The following is an 18,689-nucleotide window of genomic DNA, read 5'->3' as shown; positions in this document are numbered from 1 at the left end:
GAAGGAGGACATCCAGTGAAATATGCTATAGCAAAAAAAATAACCGGAATGCTGCTCATTGGCAGTCTGCTTCTAAGTGGTTGCCAGTTCCCGCCATCACCGCAAGCTCGTGAGGCAGCAGCAGCTGAAGATCAGGCGGAACTTCCCTCCCTGCCTCCCGGAGAACAACTGAAATCTTCTTTCAGCGAACCTCGACTACAAGGCATGATTGGTCTTGCTAGGAACGAAGCCTTGCAGTTGTTTATCGATGAAGAGACGGCAGAGATTGCTGTCCTGCATAGAGAGAGCGGACAAATCTGGCGCAGCAATCCAGCAGATCGAGAGCAGGACGGGATTGCAGCCGGCATTAACAAAGATCTTCTGTCATCCCAAGCCAGACTTAGCTTTTTCAACAACCAGGGTCAGAGCAGTACGGTGAACTCTTATACGGATAGCATCGGTCACAAGCAGGTTAGCTATGAGACCATGCCAAGCGGGGTCCGGGTTCACTATCAGTTCGGAAGCGCTGAGCGCTCCATTGAAGATTTGCCGGTCAAAATCAGCAAGGAACGATTTGAGCAAAAGTTGTTAGCACAGCTCGACAAGGCAGGAGAACGCGCCTTGAAGATCGGGTATACCGAAGATAAAGATGAGGGTGTCTATGTTCGAATTGACAAGGCCCTGCAGGGACTCCAGTTGTCCCGTGCCCTGAAGGCATTTGACACGGCTGGTTATACGGAAGAAGACCTGGCACAGGATCATGCCGAACACGGGATTGATCAGGAGCGCAGTGGACCGCGGCTCTTCATGATGACTTTGGAATATGAATTGGATGGAGAGAATCTGCTGGTTCGTGTTCCTGCATCCGGCATTCATTTTCCAGAAGAGTATCCGATCAACACCATATCCGTGCTGGAATATTTCGGAGCCGGAGGGACGAAGGAAGAGGGCTCGATTTTTGTACCGGACGGCTCCGGAGCACTGATCCATTTTAACAATGGCAAGCTTCAGTATCCCGGTTATCAACAAGATATTTACGGCGCGGACTTGACGATGAAGCTGCGGGAAGCTGGCTCGGCGGAAGCCAAAGCCCGATTGCCTGTTTTTGGACTGATCCGGAAAGAGGGTGCTTTCCTTGGCATTATCGAGGAAGGGGACGCTGTGGCAGTGGTGAATGCGGATATCAGCGGCAAGCTGAACAGCTACAACAACGTATATCCAAGCTTCTATGTCATGAATAAGAGCGATGTAACACTTCAAGCAAGTGACATGGTGCGAACACTACCCAAATTCCAGAAAAAACCGACAGCGTCAGACTTTGTTGTAAGATACGCTTTTGTCGGTGGGGAGAAGGCTTCCTACTCAGGGTTGGCCGAACTCTACCGGAATTATCTGTTACAGACCGGCGGACTTCCCGAGCAGCAAGCGGGTAAAGAACAGGCGGGTATTCCATTTTATCTGAAATTGTTCGGCGGGATGACAACACGGCAACATATGCTGGGTATCCCTTATGATTCGACAGAGGCGCTTACGACCTTTGAGGAAGCCAAGCAGATTCTGTCTACATTGACGGAGAAAAATGTATCCAACATTCAGGTTCGCTACGCCGGATGGTTCAATGATGGACTGCATCACCGCCTGCCGGATTCCATATCGGTGGATGGAGCAATTGGTGGCCAAAAGGGATTGCGCAATTTTAGCGATTATACAAAGGAATTAGGCATTGGCTTTTATCCGGATGTAGCTTTGCTGAATGTGCAATCCAAGAAAGGATTCAAACCTTCCAGAGCGGCTTCTCGAACGTTAACCCAAGAACCGGCTGTGGTATATCCGATGAATCAGGCTTTGCAGCGACGGGACCGGGAACGGTCTCCATCCTATGTGCTTTCGCCCAACAAGCTGAATCAGGTGACGAAAGAGATGCTAGTTGAGATGAAGTCTATTCTAAAAGAGGAACAGTCTCAGTCGCTGAGCCTGAAAGATCTGGCTGAACAGCTGAACAGCGACATGAATCCGAAGAAGCTTCTGGATCGAACGGAAGCGCTGGACGTTGTCATTAAAGCGCTGGAACAGATCAAACAACAGGCAGGTTCCGTTGTGGCCGAGGGTGGCAATGGCTACGCACTGCCTTATGTTACTGGGCTGACGGACGCGCCGATGAGCAGCAGCCAGTTCAAACTGGAGGATGAAGAGGTTCCGTTTTTCCAATTAGTCGTTCATGGGAATATCAGTTACACCGGCTCTCCATACAATCTCTCGACCTATACGAACCCGAGCCAGTATGTTCTAAAACTGATTGAATATGGAGCAAGTCCTTACTTCGCCTGGTTCAATGCACCCAACCACGTAGTCAAACAGACCGATTATGATGATCTGTACGCGGCAAACTACGAGCAGTGGGTGGATCTGGCTGCCGAGATGTACAACGAGGTGAATCAGACCAATCTTCCATTTGCCGGACGTTCCATGAAATCGCATGAATCATTGGCGGAAGGTGTGTATCGAACAACCTATGACGGTGGTGGCTTCGTGATTGTGAATTATAATGATTTTCCTATAGAGGTTGAGGGCCAAACCGTGAAAGCCCAAGGTTATGTGACTGGTGGTGAGCAGCTCTGAAGACACTCCTGAAATGGAAATGGGGAAGTCGTACGTATGCTCAGCAGAAAGCCATGTGGGGCGTTATCTACGTGCTTCCGTGGTTGATCGGATTTGTATTGTTTTTCTTCATCCCGTTGCTGGCTTCGCTGCGTTATAGCATGAGCACGATTCAGGCCAATGCCGAAGGCATTGCCATTCAATTCACTGGTGTTGCTAACTATATTCAGGCGCTTACCGTTAATACAAGTTTTAACCGTGCATTGATCGAGTCGATTACCGATGTGCTAGTCAATGTGCCTCTTATCATCATATTCAGCCTGTTTCTTGCCGTCATCCTGAACCAGAAGTTCAGAGGCAGAGCCATAGCACGCTCCATTTTCTTCTTGCCCGTTATTTTGGCTTCCGGTGTCATCATGTCGCTGGAGAGTACCAGCTTGATTGATGCAGTTAACCAGAACAGTACTGGAGGAAGCGCACTAGGTACATTTGAACTCGAAAATCTGATGTTGGATGCCGGGGTGAGCGAATGGATCGTAACGTATTTGAGTAATGCCGTTGATCGGATCTATCAGATTGTCAGCCAGTCGGGCGTGCAGATTTTGATCTTTTTGGCTGGCATTCAGACCATTTCGCCTCAGCTCTATGAGGCATCCAAAATGGAGGGTGCTACTGGGTACGAAGCATTCTGGAAGATTACATTTCCGATGGTCAGTCCGCTGATCTTTGTCAATGCGATCTACACCATTATCGACTCGTTTGCCAATAACGCCATGACTGAACTGATACGGGATACCGGATTCGTGAAATTTGACTTTGGTCTCAGCTCGGCGATGGCATGGGTGTATTTTCTGGCGATTGCCATCATTCTTGTCATTGTATCCATGATTTTCTCGAAACGAGTCTTCTATCAAGATTAGAAAGGAGGACGTTCAGTGTGACGACTTCTCGATTATTATCGCTGGAACACTGGAAAGGCTGGCTCTGGTCTGTGATTCGGTTCGTACTGATTACCGGACTTTCCTTTGTTATCCTCTTTCCAATATTTCAGAAAATCTCAACGTCCATCAAAGACAAGGGTGATCTGTATTCCGCTGTGGTGGTATGGATTCCCCAGAATTTCTCGATTGATAACTTTCAGCAGGCTATTCGGGTTATGGATTACTGGGCGACACTGTTGAATACCTTCCTTTTGTCAGCGACAACAACACTGTTAACTACAGCGTCCTGTGCCCTTGCAGGGTATGGTTTCGCCCGGTTGAAGTTCAAGGGGAGCAATTTGCTGTTTGCAGGTGTGATTCTCACGATTCTTGTCCCGCCCACGACCATTTTGATTCCGGTGTATCTCAATCTGAAAAGCTTCGACCTGATGGGCTTGATGACACTGATTGCCGGTAAACCGGTGAACCTGCTGAATACCTACTGGCCGTTCATTCTGACCGCCATTACGGCCAATTCGCTTAAAGCCGGATTGTATATTTTCATCTTTCGTCAGTTCTTCCGCGGCATCCCGAAGGAAGTGGAAGAGGCGGCTTACGTGGATGGGGCAGGCATTGGGCGAACCTTTGCCCGAATCATGCTGCCGAATGCGATTCCATCCATGGTGACCGTGATGTTGTTTTCCTTTGTATGGCAGTGGAATGATAGCTTCTACACGACCACGTATCTGACATCGAGCAAGGTCATGTCAACTCAACTGTCATCGCTTCCGTATAATCTGGCCCAGCAAGTGAGTGATGGCGCCTCTAAGGCTGATCCTTTCTATCTGAGCATGATTCAGGATACGGGAATGTTACTCGCCATTCTGCCTTTGATTGTCATCTATCTCTTCGTACAGCGTTATTTCGTGGAGAGTGTAGAACGTACAGGTATCGTTGGCTAAAACGTTAGCTTTAACAGTGAAGAAAGATCCGAGACAGATCGATACGATCTAAAGGGGGGAGAAGTCTTGCGACTGAACGTATGGAACGGGTTGCGGAAGCGTGCGCCAACCGATGCTTAGTCTACTTAGACTTTGCTGCAATTCATCGGATATTGCATTGAGGAAAAGCAATCGATCATGACAGGAGGATATAAAGTGAAAAAGATGTGGATGTCTTTGTCTTGTAAACTTTTACTCGTTTTGGCTTTACTGATTACGATTGCTCCATGGGGAGGGAGCCGCGCTGAGGCGTGGGTTGGCATGCCTATGGGCAAGCTTCACGTAAGTGGCAAGAACCTGGTGAATAGCAACAATCAGCCTGTGCTTTTGAACGGATGGCATCAACCTTCAGGTGCTTATTGGACGTATCAGGACAGCAATTATTATCTTAATCTGCACGGCAACAATCGTCATGCGGCTACACTGGCCTACCTGAAAGACATTACGGATACGTTTGCGGACACAAGCCCGAAATACGGCAGCAATCATGGCTGGAACATGAATCAGGTACGTCTGTTCATAGATCGTCAGGACATGGGTGATGTGGCGGCGGGTACATACAATTTTGCCGGTGTGCAGACCGTTACGCAGAACGTCATTATCCCGTACATTCAATATGCCAAAACCAAGGGTGTGTATGTGGTACTGGGACTCGACTTTACGTTGAAGGATGACCAGGCAACCACCGCTTCCAACCTGCAGAAATTCAATCAAATCTGGGGATATCTTGCGTCTCGTCCGGAGATTAAAAGTGCAGACAACGTTCACTTCGAGCTGATTAACGAGCCAGTGAAATCGTATGCGAATGGACATTGGGGCGGATACAACGGGGAAAACGATTTTGTGGATCACTGGAATGACCTGCGTAATTTCCAGAACTCCATCATCTCCACGATTCGTAACCAGGGTGCCGATAACGTAATCTGGGCTGCAGGTCTGGGGTACAACCAGTTTTACAGTCTGACAGCAAGCCATCCATTAACGGACCCGCTGAACAATTATGGATATGCGGTGCACTGGTATCCTGGCTACGGCGCATATGATAACTTCTCCATTTTGCAAGATCAATGGAATACCAATGTCAAGGCAGCCGCAGACAAGTATCCGATCAATATCACGGAAGTAACCTGGTTTAAGAACAAACCTGGGGATTCGGCCTATTGGAACTTGTTTAATGGCAGCAACGAAGGTTTCGGCACCAATACCAAAACCATCTTCAACGCGGCAGGTAACGTTAGCATCGCAGCTCACATGAACGGCTTCATTCTTGAGCCGGGTCAACGCAGTTCTTTTGCCGATCCAACAGCCGGACTGAAATGGGATGGAGATGCATCCCGAAGTGCCATGGGACGATTCCTGTTCAACTGGTACCATGAACGTGCTCAATCCTATCCAGGTAGTGGAAATGGTGGCGGACCCACAACCGGGCTTGTGTCAGGTGCAACCTACAAAATTGTGGCCAGACATTCCAATATGGTCATTGACGTTCCTGGGGGGCAAAATCAAAACAATCTTCAGCTTCAGCAATGGAGCGATCTGGGCGGCAATCCTCAGAAGTGGGTTCTGACCTCCATCGGCGGCGGCAGCTATACACTAACCAGCGTGAACTCACCGGACAAAGTGATTGATATTCGCAACGGTACCCTCACGAACGGTGAAGCGGTGCAGCTCATGAGCAATCTGAACACGACCGCTCAACATTTCAAAGTCAACGATCTGGGCAATGGATATTGGAGTATCATTAACGTGAACAGCAACAAAGCGATTGAAGTGGAAAACGCTTCCACGTCCGATGGTGCCAAGTTGCAGCAGAACACCTACACGGGTGCAACGAATCAACAATGGAAATTTATTGCTGTTAGCAATTAACGCCAATACACAAGAGGACCTTACCGGCTGTTATGCCTGGAAAGGTCCTCTCTTCGTTGAAATTTCAGTCTGCGCGATGCGCTTTGATGCATATGAACTCGTTTTTACGATGAATCATTGCTCTATGATCAATACATCCGATATCTGCCGCTTAAAGCCAGCAAACTGAAAAAATACAGACAATTGTCATAATAGCGGCGCTCACCCTGACGCAATGGGGTTTTCCAGAACAGGCGGACGAAATGTTCCACATGTAGACCATCTGCAGCCAGTGAGGCCATGGCGTTGGTAGCGAGCAGACCGATAGGATGCAAGGAAGGTTCATCGAACGGTTCACCCTCAATGGTATATCTACGATATTCGGCAACATCAATGCTGCTGAAGAAGGATTGAATTCGATTCAATTGTTCCACCTGCCAGGGATCTTTGCGGAACCATTCCCAGTCCAGAGCAATATTTGCCGCAACCCGGTAAGCATCGCTGTAAAAGTGTCTAAAATCACCATGCGGCTGAACAGGGGCAGGCGACCCGTCATAGTTCGCATACTCAGGCGAAAGCCCGGTTACGGGATGACATGCTGTTTGCAGATATGCACGACTTGCTGCCGCTGCTTCTCTCCAAAAGGCTTGATCGCTTTCATCCGCATATAATGCAAACAACTCATAGAAATGGGGCAGATGGTAAGATGGATCGCTGAATGGTGATTCCGGTACAAATTTGATCAGCTTGGTTTCCGGGTCCCACATGGGATCTCCCTCGCCATTTTCACCTTGATGAATGCATGCGCGGAGGATTCTTCTGGCTTGTTCCTTATAGTTAAAAGGCGCATCCCCATCACCCCAGCGGTTAGAAGCAAAGAACAGAGCTATAGCGAAAAACTCCTCACCATCAGGTGCAGGACCTTGAGATAAGCGGGTTCCATCGGGTTTGCAGTGCCAGGCAAAATAATCCTTGTATCGACCTTCAGCATGCTGCATGAACGTATGAGAAAAATTCCAGAGCCGATCAAATTCTTCTTTTTTGTCCATCTGAACAGCCATCATCATGCCATAAGACATGCCTTCGGAGCGAACATCGTTATTACCGGTGTCGAGTAAATACCCTTTGTCCTCACCCATCGGATAATAGATTCGCGTATTCTCGTTTCCGTAGAATAGCTCATTCCATGTTTGCTCCAGCTTTGCGTTTATCTCATGCTGTTCAAAACCCAACTTGTGAAAGAAATTGGTATATGTACCTGTATCATAAGCCCCTTGACCCGTAATATTCATCGTAATCCTCCTTCATTTGAGTCGTCGATCAAATTATATCATGACAGAAGCATTCAAATTAAAGCGTTTACACCAGAAATCTTAGGTCTTCTTTGTCATCCATTAAAATACCCGACTTGAAATGATATATTTGAGAAAATCCTATACTTTATCCGGTTACTGTGAAATTAGGTAAGCGGTATACTCGGAAAGAAGGAGCATTCTGATAAAAAAGAATGGTGGTGATGTAGTATGCTTGGCGATGCAGGAGATGTGGCAGAAGAAGATAAACACCAGGGGATGTCTGCACCGTGCGATCCCGTGGGAGTGGCTGAATCGACTTACGAGACTGAGTTTGATTACAACTCCCCAGGATATATCGAGATGATTGGCCGATCTCTTTTAAACAAGGGAAACAATGTCAGATTAAAACGAGCGATTGAGAAAGCTCAGCAAGGTGAACCTGTCGTTATGGCTTACATCGGAGGTTCTGTTACCCATGGGGCTGGTGCTAAACCGATTCATCTTCGAAGTTACGCTTATCGCTCGTATGAACGGTTCAAGGCGATGTTTGCCCCTTCAGACGGCAGTTCCATACATTTTGTCAAATCGGGTGTAGGAGGAACACCTTCTGAACTTGGTGTTGTACGTTATGAACGGGATGTACTCCGGGACGGTACGATTCAGCCAGATATCGTCATCATCGAATTTGCGGTAAACGACGCTGACGATGAGACCAGAGGAAACTGTTACGAGAGCTTAGTTTTGAAAGCGATTTCTGCGGATAACAAGCCAGCGGTCATCCTGCTATTCAGTGTTTTTGAGAACGACTGGAATCTACAGGACCGCTTGGCTCCGGTAGGCTGGCATTACGATTTGCCCATGGTGAGCATGAAGGATGCTCTGGTTGAGCAATTTCGCAAGACAAAGGACGAGGGTAATATCGTATCCAAAGAACAATATTTTCATGATATTTATCATCCGACCAACTTGGGACATCGAATTATGGCCGATTCACTGGGTCACCTGTTTGGTGCAGTGAACCGTTCCGAACTGGATCAGGAAGACCATGATCTGAGTAGATCACCTCTGATCGGAGATGATTTCGTCAATGTTACGTTACTGGATCGGAAGAACGCAGAGCTGCTCGCCCGAATTGACACAGGTTGCTTCCGTCAAACGGATACTGATCTGCAGATGGCCGAGCTGGACGATCATAATTATACTACGCCGCTCTTCCCGAATAATTGGATGTACGCCCGTGGAGAAATGGAAGAAGCCAAGAGCTTCAGGCTACATTTGCGGTGCAGACGTCTAATTTTGATCTTCAAAGACTCCGGGAGCGAGGAGTTCGGAATAGCCCATATTAAAGTAAATGGCATCCTCACCAAACAAGCCAATCCGCATGAAGTGAACTGGACACGCTGTCATGCCATGCTCCTGATTAATGAGAAGCACGTCAGAGAACACATGGTCGAGATTGAAATGGCAGAAGCTCATATGGATAAACGGTTCACAATTCTTGGATTTGGCTATGTCGGTTAACGAACGATGGCTATAAATTCAGCTAAAAAGCTTAATACAATTAGTGAAGGGAGTACTGTACATGATATCTTCAGCACCGACTGGATTTGACAAATACCGCGAAAATATACTACGCGGAGCAATTGAGATGATAGAATATGACTCCACAACCGTTGGAAATTCACGTAAAGCAATGTTGTATACGCCACCAGGATTTTCTTCCGAACTAACCTATCCTGTGCTTTATTTGCTACATGGAATCGGTGGGGATGAGATGGAATGGCATCATCACGGTGCTCCGCAGATTATTCTCGACAATCTATACAACGACAACCTGCTTGAACCGATGATTGTGGTTTTTCCCAATGGTCGTGCGATGCCTAATGATCGAGCCGAAGGAGACCTTTTTGATCCAGAGAAAATAAATGCTTTTGAACGGTTTGAAGCAGACCTGATTCATGACCTTATCCCTTATATAGAGTCCAATTATCCAACGGGCATCACTCGGGAAAACAGAGCCATAGCTGGCTTGTCCATGGGGGGAGGCCAGTCCTTAAACATCGGGCTAACTAATCTCGAACAATTTGCTTGGGTCGGTGCCTTTTCCCCTGCCCCGAATACCAAAGCTCCGGAAGTACTCGTACCTAACCCTGCAGAAGCCTCTTCGCTTTTGTCGCTGTTGTGGATTTCCTGCGGTGATCAGGACAATCTTATCCAAATTAGTGTCAGCGTACAGCAATATTTAAAGCAGCAGGCAGTGCCACACATCTGGTATGAGGAGAGCGGGGGACATGACTGGCCTGTGTGGAAAAACGATCTGTATCTGTTTTCGAAACGTCTTTTCAAATAATCGAGTCCAGCCGATAACCAGACCCAGGGAAAAGAGTATCTCATACGTTCAAAACCAAGTTTATGAATATATCAGGATGTTTTCCACGAGCTCATATATAGAAGGGGATGTTAAACAATGCTTCGAACTGTAAAAGTTGAAAATGGATTGGTTCAGGGACTGCCGGCAGCCGACCCACGAATCACAAGTTTCAAGGGGATACCGTTTGCCGCGCCACCAGTGGGCGAGAACAGGTGGCGTGCACCACAGCCAGCCAAGGACTGGGCAGGTGTGCTTAAGGTGCACGAATTCGCGCCGATTTCGATGCAGGTGAAGCAGGAGATCGATGATAACAATATCTATACCCGGGAGTGGGCTGTGGAGCCGAATATCGCTATGGACGAGGACTGCCTTTACCTGAACGTATGGACCCCGGCCAAACACACCGATGAGAAACTACCTGTATATGTATGGTATTTTGGCGGGGGACTTCAGGTCGGCCATACGGCTGAAATGGAATTCGATGGCGAACGAATCGCTAGGAGAGGAATCGTGGTCGTCACGATCAATTACCGTCTCAATGTTTTTGGTTTTTTATGCCATCCCGAAATTACAGCCGAAGCACCAGAAGCACCCGCCAACTTCGGCAATCTCGATCAACAGGCAGCCACAAAATGGGTCAAACGCAATATATCAGCTTTCGGTGGAGACCCGGATAATATCACGATCGGTGGCCAGTCCGCAGGCGGCGGCAGCGTCATGACCCAGCTTACTTCTCCTCAGAATGAGGGGCTCTTTCAAAAGGCGATTGTTCAAAGTGGAATCTTTACAGCTCTCTACCCGGGAACCCGCATGCCTTCGCTTCGGAGTCATTTAACTGAAGCCGAACAGGACGGCGTGGAGTTTTTTAAGTATCTCGGCGTATCTTCGCTTGCGGAAGCAAGGCAGATAGGTGCGGTCGAACTACGCGACAAGGCAGTGAAGTACCAGGGATTTTGGGGTACTGTTGTAGATCAGGTATTCAGTGTAGGCAATCCGTTTGATTTATTCCTTCAAAACAAGTGGTGGAGGGTGCCAATTATGATGGGTCACACGTCCTCCGAATTTTTCAGCTTTCCAGATGCCGATACATCCGAAGATCTTAAGAAGCTGGCAATAGACATGTTCGGTGAAGATGCCGATGTATTTCTGGAGCTATGCTGTAATCAGTCGATCAACATAGAAGAGAGCAAGAAGAAGGCCTCGGTAAGTTCTATTGAATATGCCATTCGCATAGCCGCGCAAGCTAACGCTGGTCTCGGTTCCGATTCCCCGTTGTACTATTACAATTTTGATGCCGAGATCCCAGGATGGGACCATCCGGGTACCTTCCACTCGGTGGATCTCTGGTTTTTCTTTGAAACTCTAGCTAAATGTTGGCGGCCATTTATCGGCAAACATTACGATTTGGCCCGCCAGATGTGCAATTATTGGGCCAACTTCATTCGTACAGGGGATCCAAATGGACAGGATTCAACTGGAGAGGAAATGGCCCAATGGGTACCCTATACCCAAGAGTCACCGTATGGAATGCTTTTTGCAGATCATGCTGAATTCTCTCAAAAACAGCCAAATGAAATGATGAAGTTTCTGGTGAATCAATATTTCATAAAAGACAGGCCTGCATTGAAAACGGAGGCTTAACATAAGATCCATGAATGTGAGGAGTAAATAAATTAAAAAAAGACCCCCATGAGGGGTCTTTAAGCTATTAGTATTGGTTGGATTGTCCGCCATTAATGGGTCTATTTGAGAAAAACAGGATCAATCGTACGTGCTTGTTTACTTCTTCTGTCTATGGCACTGGCGGGATGTTCATCCTCAAATCGGGGCAACGGGGAAGAGGGAGGAGGCGCTTCGTCCGGGGACGCCGTATCCATTAATGTGTTCGCTCATCAAAGCTCGGATAACACCTTCTCACGAAAAAAAGTTTACAAAAATGGAAGATAAGTTCAGCCTTATGCGTTAGTCCTGGTAGTGGAACCACATACGAGGCAAAGACCGGCACCACACATACCGACGATGTCATTGAAACCATCTATCCAAGGTACAAGTCGCTATTTTGGCGGCTTTTTTTATTTTTCGGTATATATAGGAGCTGGGATTCAAGCAAACCAGATGTGGTTAATGTGAAACACTTATAGGTCGAGTAAAACTTTTATGACACTTCCATTGAATGGCTCTTAATTAATTTAAGTTTTACCGTTTTTCAAAATAACTGAAAGAACAGTTTTATCATTCATAATCACTATTATAGTTAGGGATCGAAAGTTTTAAGCAGTCGGATATTACGTGAGTGAGTGAGCTTAAATGAGCAACTCCAAAATACATCCGTTTAATAAAATTTGTTCATATATGAGAAACGGGAGTATGATGGGGAAAGGCAGTACTGATATTCACCATATAAATAATTTTATTTTTATTGTTAACCATACAGGTAAAGAGTTACCAAAAAACTAATGTTTTTCTTTTTAGCTATTGTTCAAAAGGATTGTCCTTGGAGCGATATCTTCGAGCCTTAATGACCTATACATCACCATACTTCCTTGAAGGGGGACATCTGTTTTGGATGAGCAGTTTCTAGATTTATTGGCCGAGAAATATGATACGGAAGAAAAAATCATAACAGAGATCATCAACCTTGAAGCGATCTCCAATCTCCCGAAGGGAACCGAGCATTTTGTCAGTGATTTGCATGGGGAGTTCCAGGCTTTTCAGCATGTCCTAAGAAACGGTTCGGGTACCGTCAAAGAGAAAATCAAAGAATTATTCCGGGAGGTTTGGACGGATCAAGAAATCAATGATTTTGCGGCGTTGGTTTATTATCCGGAAGAAAAAATACAGCTGGTTATAGGGGAACTGTGCAATAAACAGGCTTTGAACCAGTGGTATAGACAAACGATTGAACAAATGCTTATGCTTATTTCTTATGCCTCTTCCAAGTATACGCGCTCGAAATTGCGTAAAGCTCTGCCGGAGCAGTATGTATATATTGTAGAAGAGCTTCTATACAAGACGGATTCGACCAACAATAAGGATCCTTATTACGAGGAAATATATCGGCAAATCATATCCTTGGGTCAGGCGGACAAGCTCATTATCGGCCTTGCTTATACGACCCAGCACCTGGTGGTTGACCATCTTCATGTGGTTGGAGATATCTATGACCGGGGGCCGGACCCTGATAAAATAATGGATACGCTAATCAACTACCATTCTGTAGACATTCAGTGGGGGAACCATGATGTCCTCTGGATCGGTGCTTATGCGGGTTCTCTGGTCTGCCTTGCGAATATTATCCGGATCTGCGCCAGATACGACAATCTGGACATCATTGAAGATGTATACGGAATCAATCTACGCCCATTGCTAAACTTGGCGGAGAAATACTATGAAGACAATTCGCCCTTCAGACCTAAGATACAGGCTGGCCATAACGTATCGGAGCAAGAAATTCTGCAGATCACCAAAATTCACCAAGCCATTGCTATGATCCAGTTTAAACTTGAAATCCCGATTATCAAGAGACGCCCATACTTTAATATGTCTGAAAGACTTTTGCTGGAGCAGATTGATTACGACAAAAATGAAATCAAAATCTGCGGTAAAACGTACCTGCTGGAAAACACCTGTTTCGCAACCGTAAATCCGCAGAAGCCTGAACAATTGCTGGAGGAAGAACGCCTGGTGATGGAAAAGCTGTTGTTCTCCGTTCAGCATTCCGAAAAGATGGCCAGACATATGAATTTTCTCATGAAAAAGGGTAGCCTTTATTTAAAATACAACGGGAATTTGTTAATCCACGGCTGTATTCCTTTGGATGAAGAAGGAAATATGGAAGAAATGAAGATTGAAGGCAAGACATATGTGGGCAGTCAATTGCTTGATGTTTTTGAAGATTATTTGCGTTACGCCTTTGCGCATCCGGAAGAGACTGAAGATCTGGCGACGGATATGGTATGGTACATCTGGACAGGGGAATGTTCCTCGCTCTTTGGAAAGAGAGAAATGACCACTTTTGAACGTTATTTTATCCAAGATAAAGAAGCACATAAGGAGAGAAAGAATCCTTACTACCATTTACGTGAAAATGAAGAGATCTGTCGAAAAATCTTGTTGGAGTTTGATTTGAATCCGGATCATGGACATGTCATTAACGGCCACACGCCAGTCAAAGAAAGTCGTGGAGAGAGCCCTGTTAAAGCAAACGGAAAAATGATCGTGATTGACGGCGGTTTCTCCAAAGCCTATCAATCCACAACGGGCATTGCCGGATATACCTTGTTGTTTAATTCCTTTGGCATGCAGCTCGTCGCTCATCAGAAATTTAATTCAAAAGAAGATGTGTTATGTAACGGAACGGACGTGTTATCTGTAAAAAGATTGGTGGACAAAGAACTGGAGCGGAAGCTGGTGAGGGAAACCAATGTCGGGGAGAAGCTGCTGCAGAAAATCTCAAATTTGAAGGATCTACTAGAATATCGCTACATGAAATGAAACGATTACTAAAAGTACACATCCGGATCAACCGTTTGAGTGCAATCTGACGTAGACGCTCGTATGGGGCAGGAAGTAATAATACCCTGCCTGTGCGAGCCTTTCTTTTTTCACAGAGCGATTTAACACGAGGCAGGGGATATTGAAGAATGTAATAAAGGTACCGATGGAAGAAATCGATGCGTTTTTTTCAATTGGAATAGATTTTGTAAATACCCTCAATTCGTTTGGTTAACTCGCTTCTTACATGTTCAGGCTCGAGACATTCGCATTTGTCCCCAAAGCTAAGTAAATGAGTATATCCATGGTCATTTGCAATGAAGGGGAACTTTGCTATCCACTTAACACCTTCATAGAAGCGAATGTTGTTCTCTCCACAGTACTCGCTCATATAAGGAATAAGTGATTGGTCAAAAAGCAGAGTTAAATGTATCATTTCTTTCTCCGTTATATCTAAAACCTCGTCTTCGATTTGTCTTTTCCTAAATGTATCATGGTGAGTAACAAGAGAAGAAATGCGGGAAACCTTAAACATTCGGAATCCCCCTTTCTCTGTACAAAATCCTTGCATATACCACACTGAATTTTTCAATACTAGTCGGCAAGGCTCAATAGTGAGTTCCAAAGGAGTCATACCTTCAAAAGGATCTAGATATTCAAATGTAATTAAGCGGTCCCCTTCAATTGCGGTTCTAATTTGCCCCAATTCAGGTGGTTTGACATGAGTACTTCCGAACCAAGGTGAAGGATCAATTGTTATTAGTTTATCTACCAGTCGATTTTCATCTTCCGAGATCAATGATTTCACTTTAGCAATGGCATTCAGGACTTCATCGCTAGAAACAGTTGAATGGATGCTGTTTAATCCAAGTATTAAAACTAATATCTCCGCTTGTGTAAAGATCTTCTTCTCAAATTTGTAACGCTCCATAATACTGAAGCCACCATTCACACCAGGGGAAGAGGTGATTGGAATTCCGGCTTTGGTAATGGTTTCGATATCTCGAAAGATAGTACGAGGAGTGACCTCAAACATTTTCGCGAATTCAGAGGAACTCACTTTTTTACGTTCTAACAAAAGTAACACTATCGATAAAATCCTTTCAATTTTCACGGAGATCCCCCAAAATTTTTAATCTAATTATGACATAAAGATGTCATAGTTTCACCTGTAATATATAGAAAGTATGAAGCATTTAACAAAAGAAATGGAGAAAATGTATCTATGAAATCAATTGCTGTATTCTGTGGTTCCAAAGAAGGAAAATCTGCAATATACAAAGAAGCTGCAATAGAACTGGGTCATGAACTAGCGAGTCGCGAAATCACCCTGATTTACGGAGGCGCTATTACTGGGCTCATGGGAGAAGTTGCTGATGCAGTGTTGGAAAAAGGGGGCCGTGTCATTGGAGTGCTTCCTCATTTTTTACAGACTCGTGAGATTGCGCATAAAGGTTTGACTGAACTTATTATGGTCGATTCTATGCATGAACGTAAAGCCAAAATGGCTGAATTAGCAGATGGCTTTATCTCACTCCCAGGGGGGCCGGGGACATTAGAAGAATATTTTGAAATATTTACTTGGGGCCAGCTTGGTCTGCATCAAAAGCCTTGTGGTTTATTGAATGTTAATCAGTACTTCGATCCCATTGTATCCATGTTTAATGTTATGGACCGAGAACGTTTCATGCAACCGAACGTTCGGGATATGGTCTTAATAGATCAAACTCCGGCAGGGATACTTAATCAATTTTCATTATATACTGCTCCTCCTGTCAGAACGTATCTCACGGAAAAACGTACTTGATTAAATGAGGCTCACCAAACCAACAAACTAGCGTTCACTAAAGAAGAGACAGCAGTGTCCCGATGACGTGTGACTGATCAAAACACTTTCAAGATAATTAAACCTTACTTAGTCAATTACGCTAGCGGGTAACGATAGCTCAATACAACTAAGAAAGCAGCTGACCAATGTGATCGGCTGCTTTTGTTCACTAACGGGCAGCATAGCCTTTGTGTCAATGTACAGTAGTAGCAGTTGTCCATTCAAAGTCGCTATTTTAGCGGCTTTTTTATTTTATCGGTACACTGAAGACAAGTGGCTGGATAAGCCGTTGGAGGATCTGCGCCCTGAAGTTGAGAGGTGTGGAGGGACAATTAAATAAAAATTGACTTCGTGTGCACACGAAGCCCTAGACTATCTTTTAAGGTGAAACATGAGCTTTTGATGCTGATTTGATATGTTCAGGTATATCATATTTTTCTCCGCATTCTGGGTTATTGTTAACTGGGTTCCAGGTATCATTCAATTGACCAGCCAAGACACTTTTATAGTAAGCCTTCTTCTCCTTGATGTGCATTAATTGAAGATTATACTCATTGATCTTCGTTTCAAGTTCTTTTTCTTGCTTTGTAACAAGCTCAGCCCTTTCAGGAATCGTCTCGTCACCTTGCAAACACATCGCAATATAATGTTTAACTTCTGAAATCGGCAAGCCTGAAATACGAAAGGAGTGTACCATTCGCAACCAATCCAGATCATGGTCTGAGAATAAGCGATTGTTATTACTGTCTCTTGAAACGAAAGGAATTAATTGTTGGTCATCATAATAACGAATCGTATGTTTTGTAAGTCCAGTTATTTCAGAGACATCTTTTACCGTATATTTTGGTTCATGTAATGTCTGAATCAAAATGTCGCACCTCCATGCTATTGTCTTCGAGTTACTCGAATACTTTATGATGTCATTCTACCAATGTTGTTTGTGCTCATCAACTGGTAATCTGCTTATCATTAATCGGCTATCAACAAGGAGCAGAAGATTGCTTTTTTACTCGGTTGGGAATCGAATATACGCTTTAACTTAAGCCAACAACAATGACTAATGTTTAAAAAAAATTAGAAAGAGGTTAGAAAATGAACACAAATTATAACAACTTGTTTGCATCCTTCACATTTAACAATGGAATTACCCTTAGAAATCGGGTTGTAATGTCACCCATGACTACTTGGGCCAGTAATGACGATTACACGATCTCAGATGGTGAAGTGAAATATTACAGAAGAAGAGTGAAAGGCATAGGTTTAGTTATAACAGGATGTACGCATGTCCAACCTAATGGAATAGGTTTTACAAATGAATTTGCAGCTTATGACGATACATTCATCCCAAGTTTACGAAAATTGGCGAATGCAGCAAAAAGCGGGGGAGCTGCTGCGGTACTACAAATTTTCCACGCAGGTAACAAAGCACTGCCGAACCTTACACCAAATGGAGAAGTGGTTAGTTCCAGTGCTGTAGAGACGGAAGCAACTGGATTTGCTCCTTCCGTTTTGCCGAGAGAACTTTCGCACGATGAGATATTGGAAGTGATTCATGCGTTTGGAGAAACAACAAGAAGAGCCATTGAAGCAGGGTTTGATGGAGTTGAAATTCATGGTGCGCACGGATTTTTACTTCAAAACTTCTTCTCTCCTTTCTTCAACAGACGTGAGGATCTATGGGGAGGATCAATGGAGAACCGCCTTCGTTTCCCACTAGCCGTAATTAATAAAATGAAAAACGTCATCAAAAACCATGCTACAAAACCATTTATTTTGGGTTACCGAATCTCTCCTGAGGAACATCAAGAAGGCGGTTTAAGAATGAAGGATACCTATGTATTAATTGACCGACTGATTGAAGAGGGAGTGGATTATATGCATGCTTCACTAGCTGATGCTCTTTATTCAAAGCCAGTGGATAGGCAAGATGAAACAACATATCTGGAATTGATCGTTAACCATGTTAATAGCAGACTTCCGGTTTTGGCTGCGGGTTCTATGGTAACGCCGGAGGATGTTGCAAAAGGATTAGAGCAAGGTCTTAATTTAGCTGCGATAGGACACGCCTTAATTACAGATCCAGACTGGGTTGAAAAGGTTCAAGGTGGAAAAGAGTCCGAAATTCAAACTGCTATAAAGGCTTCCGAAGTTCATGAGCTGGAGCTTCCGGAAAAACTATGGAGTGTGATCCAAGCTTCAGGTCCATGGTTTAATATTGAAGAATAACATTATATCAAAAATAGAGGAGTTTTCTCTTAGAAGATGCTCCTCTTTAAATGTAAGACGTATTTTATTCTTCAGTTAAGTTGGATAATTATTCCAATAATTAACTTTTCATAATTAGTACGGAAGAAC

General features: G+C 44.8%; 13 protein-coding genes. 10 read left to right on the top strand and 3 right to left on the bottom strand.

The window, feature by feature from the left end:
• Window positions 1-15 precede the first annotated feature (15 nt).
• The 4 genes from CS562_RS31800 to CS562_RS31785 all read left to right on the top strand — a co-directional run bounded on the left by CS562_RS31800 (window position 16) and on the right by CS562_RS31785 (window position 6,367).
• Complete coding sequence (locus tag CS562_RS31800; RefSeq protein WP_099859347.1) at window positions 16-2,598, top strand: DUF5696 domain-containing protein; 2,583 nt, start codon at window positions 16-18, stop codon at window positions 2,596-2,598.
• A 53-nt stretch (window positions 2,599-2,651) separates the two neighbouring features.
• A complete protein-coding gene (locus tag CS562_RS31795; protein WP_099859346.1) occupies window positions 2,652-3,497 on the top strand; it encodes a carbohydrate ABC transporter permease in 846 nt (281 codons plus the stop codon).
• A 17-nt stretch (window positions 3,498-3,514) separates the two neighbouring features.
• Window positions 3,515-4,459: a carbohydrate ABC transporter permease gene (locus CS562_RS31790; RefSeq protein ID WP_099859345.1), complete on the top strand. Its 945-nt coding sequence runs from the start codon at window positions 3,515-3,517 to the stop codon at window positions 4,457-4,459.
• Window positions 4,460-4,663: 204 nt separating this feature from the next.
• Window positions 4,664-6,367 (top strand): RICIN domain-containing protein, encoded by a 1,704-nt coding sequence (locus tag CS562_RS31785; RefSeq protein ID WP_257219673.1) that lies wholly within the window; start codon window positions 4,664-4,666, stop codon window positions 6,365-6,367.
• Window positions 6,368-6,495: 128 nt separating this feature from the next.
• On the opposite strand, the gene CS562_RS31780 is transcribed toward CS562_RS31785, so the two are convergent.
• Window positions 6,496-7,638 (bottom strand): family 8 glycosyl hydrolase, encoded by a 1,143-nt coding sequence (locus CS562_RS31780; protein WP_099859343.1) that lies wholly within the window; start codon window positions 7,636-7,638, stop codon window positions 6,496-6,498.
• Between the two features lie 231 nt (window positions 7,639-7,869).
• Between CS562_RS31780 and CS562_RS31775 the strand changes: the two genes are divergently transcribed.
• The 4 genes from CS562_RS31775 (at window position 7,870) to CS562_RS31760 (ending at window position 14,506) form a co-directional block, all read left to right on the top strand.
• Entirely contained in the window at window positions 7,870-9,162 is a 1,293-nt protein-coding gene (locus tag CS562_RS31775; RefSeq protein WP_099859342.1) for an SGNH/GDSL hydrolase family protein, read from the top strand.
• Window positions 9,163-9,223: 61 nt separating this feature from the next.
• Window positions 9,224-9,991: an alpha/beta hydrolase gene (locus tag CS562_RS31770; RefSeq protein WP_099859341.1), complete on the top strand. Its 768-nt coding sequence runs from the start codon at window positions 9,224-9,226 to the stop codon at window positions 9,989-9,991.
• 117 nt (window positions 9,992-10,108) lie between these two features.
• Window positions 10,109-11,653, top strand: coding sequence for a carboxylesterase/lipase family protein (locus tag CS562_RS31765; RefSeq protein WP_099859340.1), 1,545 nt, complete (start codon window positions 10,109-10,111; stop codon window positions 11,651-11,653).
• Window positions 11,654-12,574: 921 nt separating this feature from the next.
• Window positions 12,575-14,506 carry a fructose-1,6-bisphosphatase gene (locus CS562_RS31760; protein WP_099859339.1) on the top strand — a complete coding sequence of 644 codons (1,932 nt, stop codon included), beginning with the start codon at window positions 12,575-12,577 and terminating at the stop codon, window positions 14,504-14,506.
• A 190-nt stretch (window positions 14,507-14,696) separates the two neighbouring features.
• Here CS562_RS31760 and CS562_RS31755 read toward each other — a convergent pair whose 3' ends face one another.
• On the bottom strand, window positions 14,697-15,620 hold the full coding sequence (locus CS562_RS31755; RefSeq protein WP_099859338.1) for a helix-turn-helix transcriptional regulator: 924 nt from the start codon (window positions 15,618-15,620) through the stop codon (window positions 14,697-14,699).
• A gap of 111 nt (window positions 15,621-15,731) precedes the next feature.
• On the opposite strand from CS562_RS31755, the gene CS562_RS31750 reads away from it, so the two are divergent.
• Window positions 15,732-16,313 (top strand): LOG family protein, encoded by a 582-nt coding sequence (locus CS562_RS31750; protein ID WP_099859337.1) that lies wholly within the window; start codon window positions 15,732-15,734, stop codon window positions 16,311-16,313.
• A 400-nt stretch (window positions 16,314-16,713) separates the two neighbouring features.
• On the opposite strand, the gene CS562_RS31745 is transcribed toward CS562_RS31750, so the two are convergent.
• Window positions 16,714-17,202: a MerR family transcriptional regulator gene (locus CS562_RS31745; protein ID WP_180287255.1), complete on the bottom strand. Its 489-nt coding sequence runs from the start codon at window positions 17,200-17,202 to the stop codon at window positions 16,714-16,716.
• A gap of 224 nt (window positions 17,203-17,426) precedes the next feature.
• Here CS562_RS31745 and CS562_RS31740 point away from each other — a divergent pair, with 224 nt between their 5' ends.
• Window positions 17,427-18,560, top strand: a complete 1,134-nt coding sequence (locus tag CS562_RS31740; protein WP_099859335.1) for an NADH-dependent flavin oxidoreductase — start codon at window positions 17,427-17,429, stop codon at window positions 18,558-18,560.
• Window positions 18,561-18,689 lie beyond the last annotated feature (129 nt).

The organism is Paenibacillus sp. LK1 (genome assembly GCF_002750415.1).
Lineage (GTDB): Bacteria > Bacillota > Bacilli > Paenibacillales > Paenibacillaceae > Paenibacillus > Paenibacillus taichungensis.
This window is presented reverse-complemented; position numbering and strand designations above follow the sequence as displayed.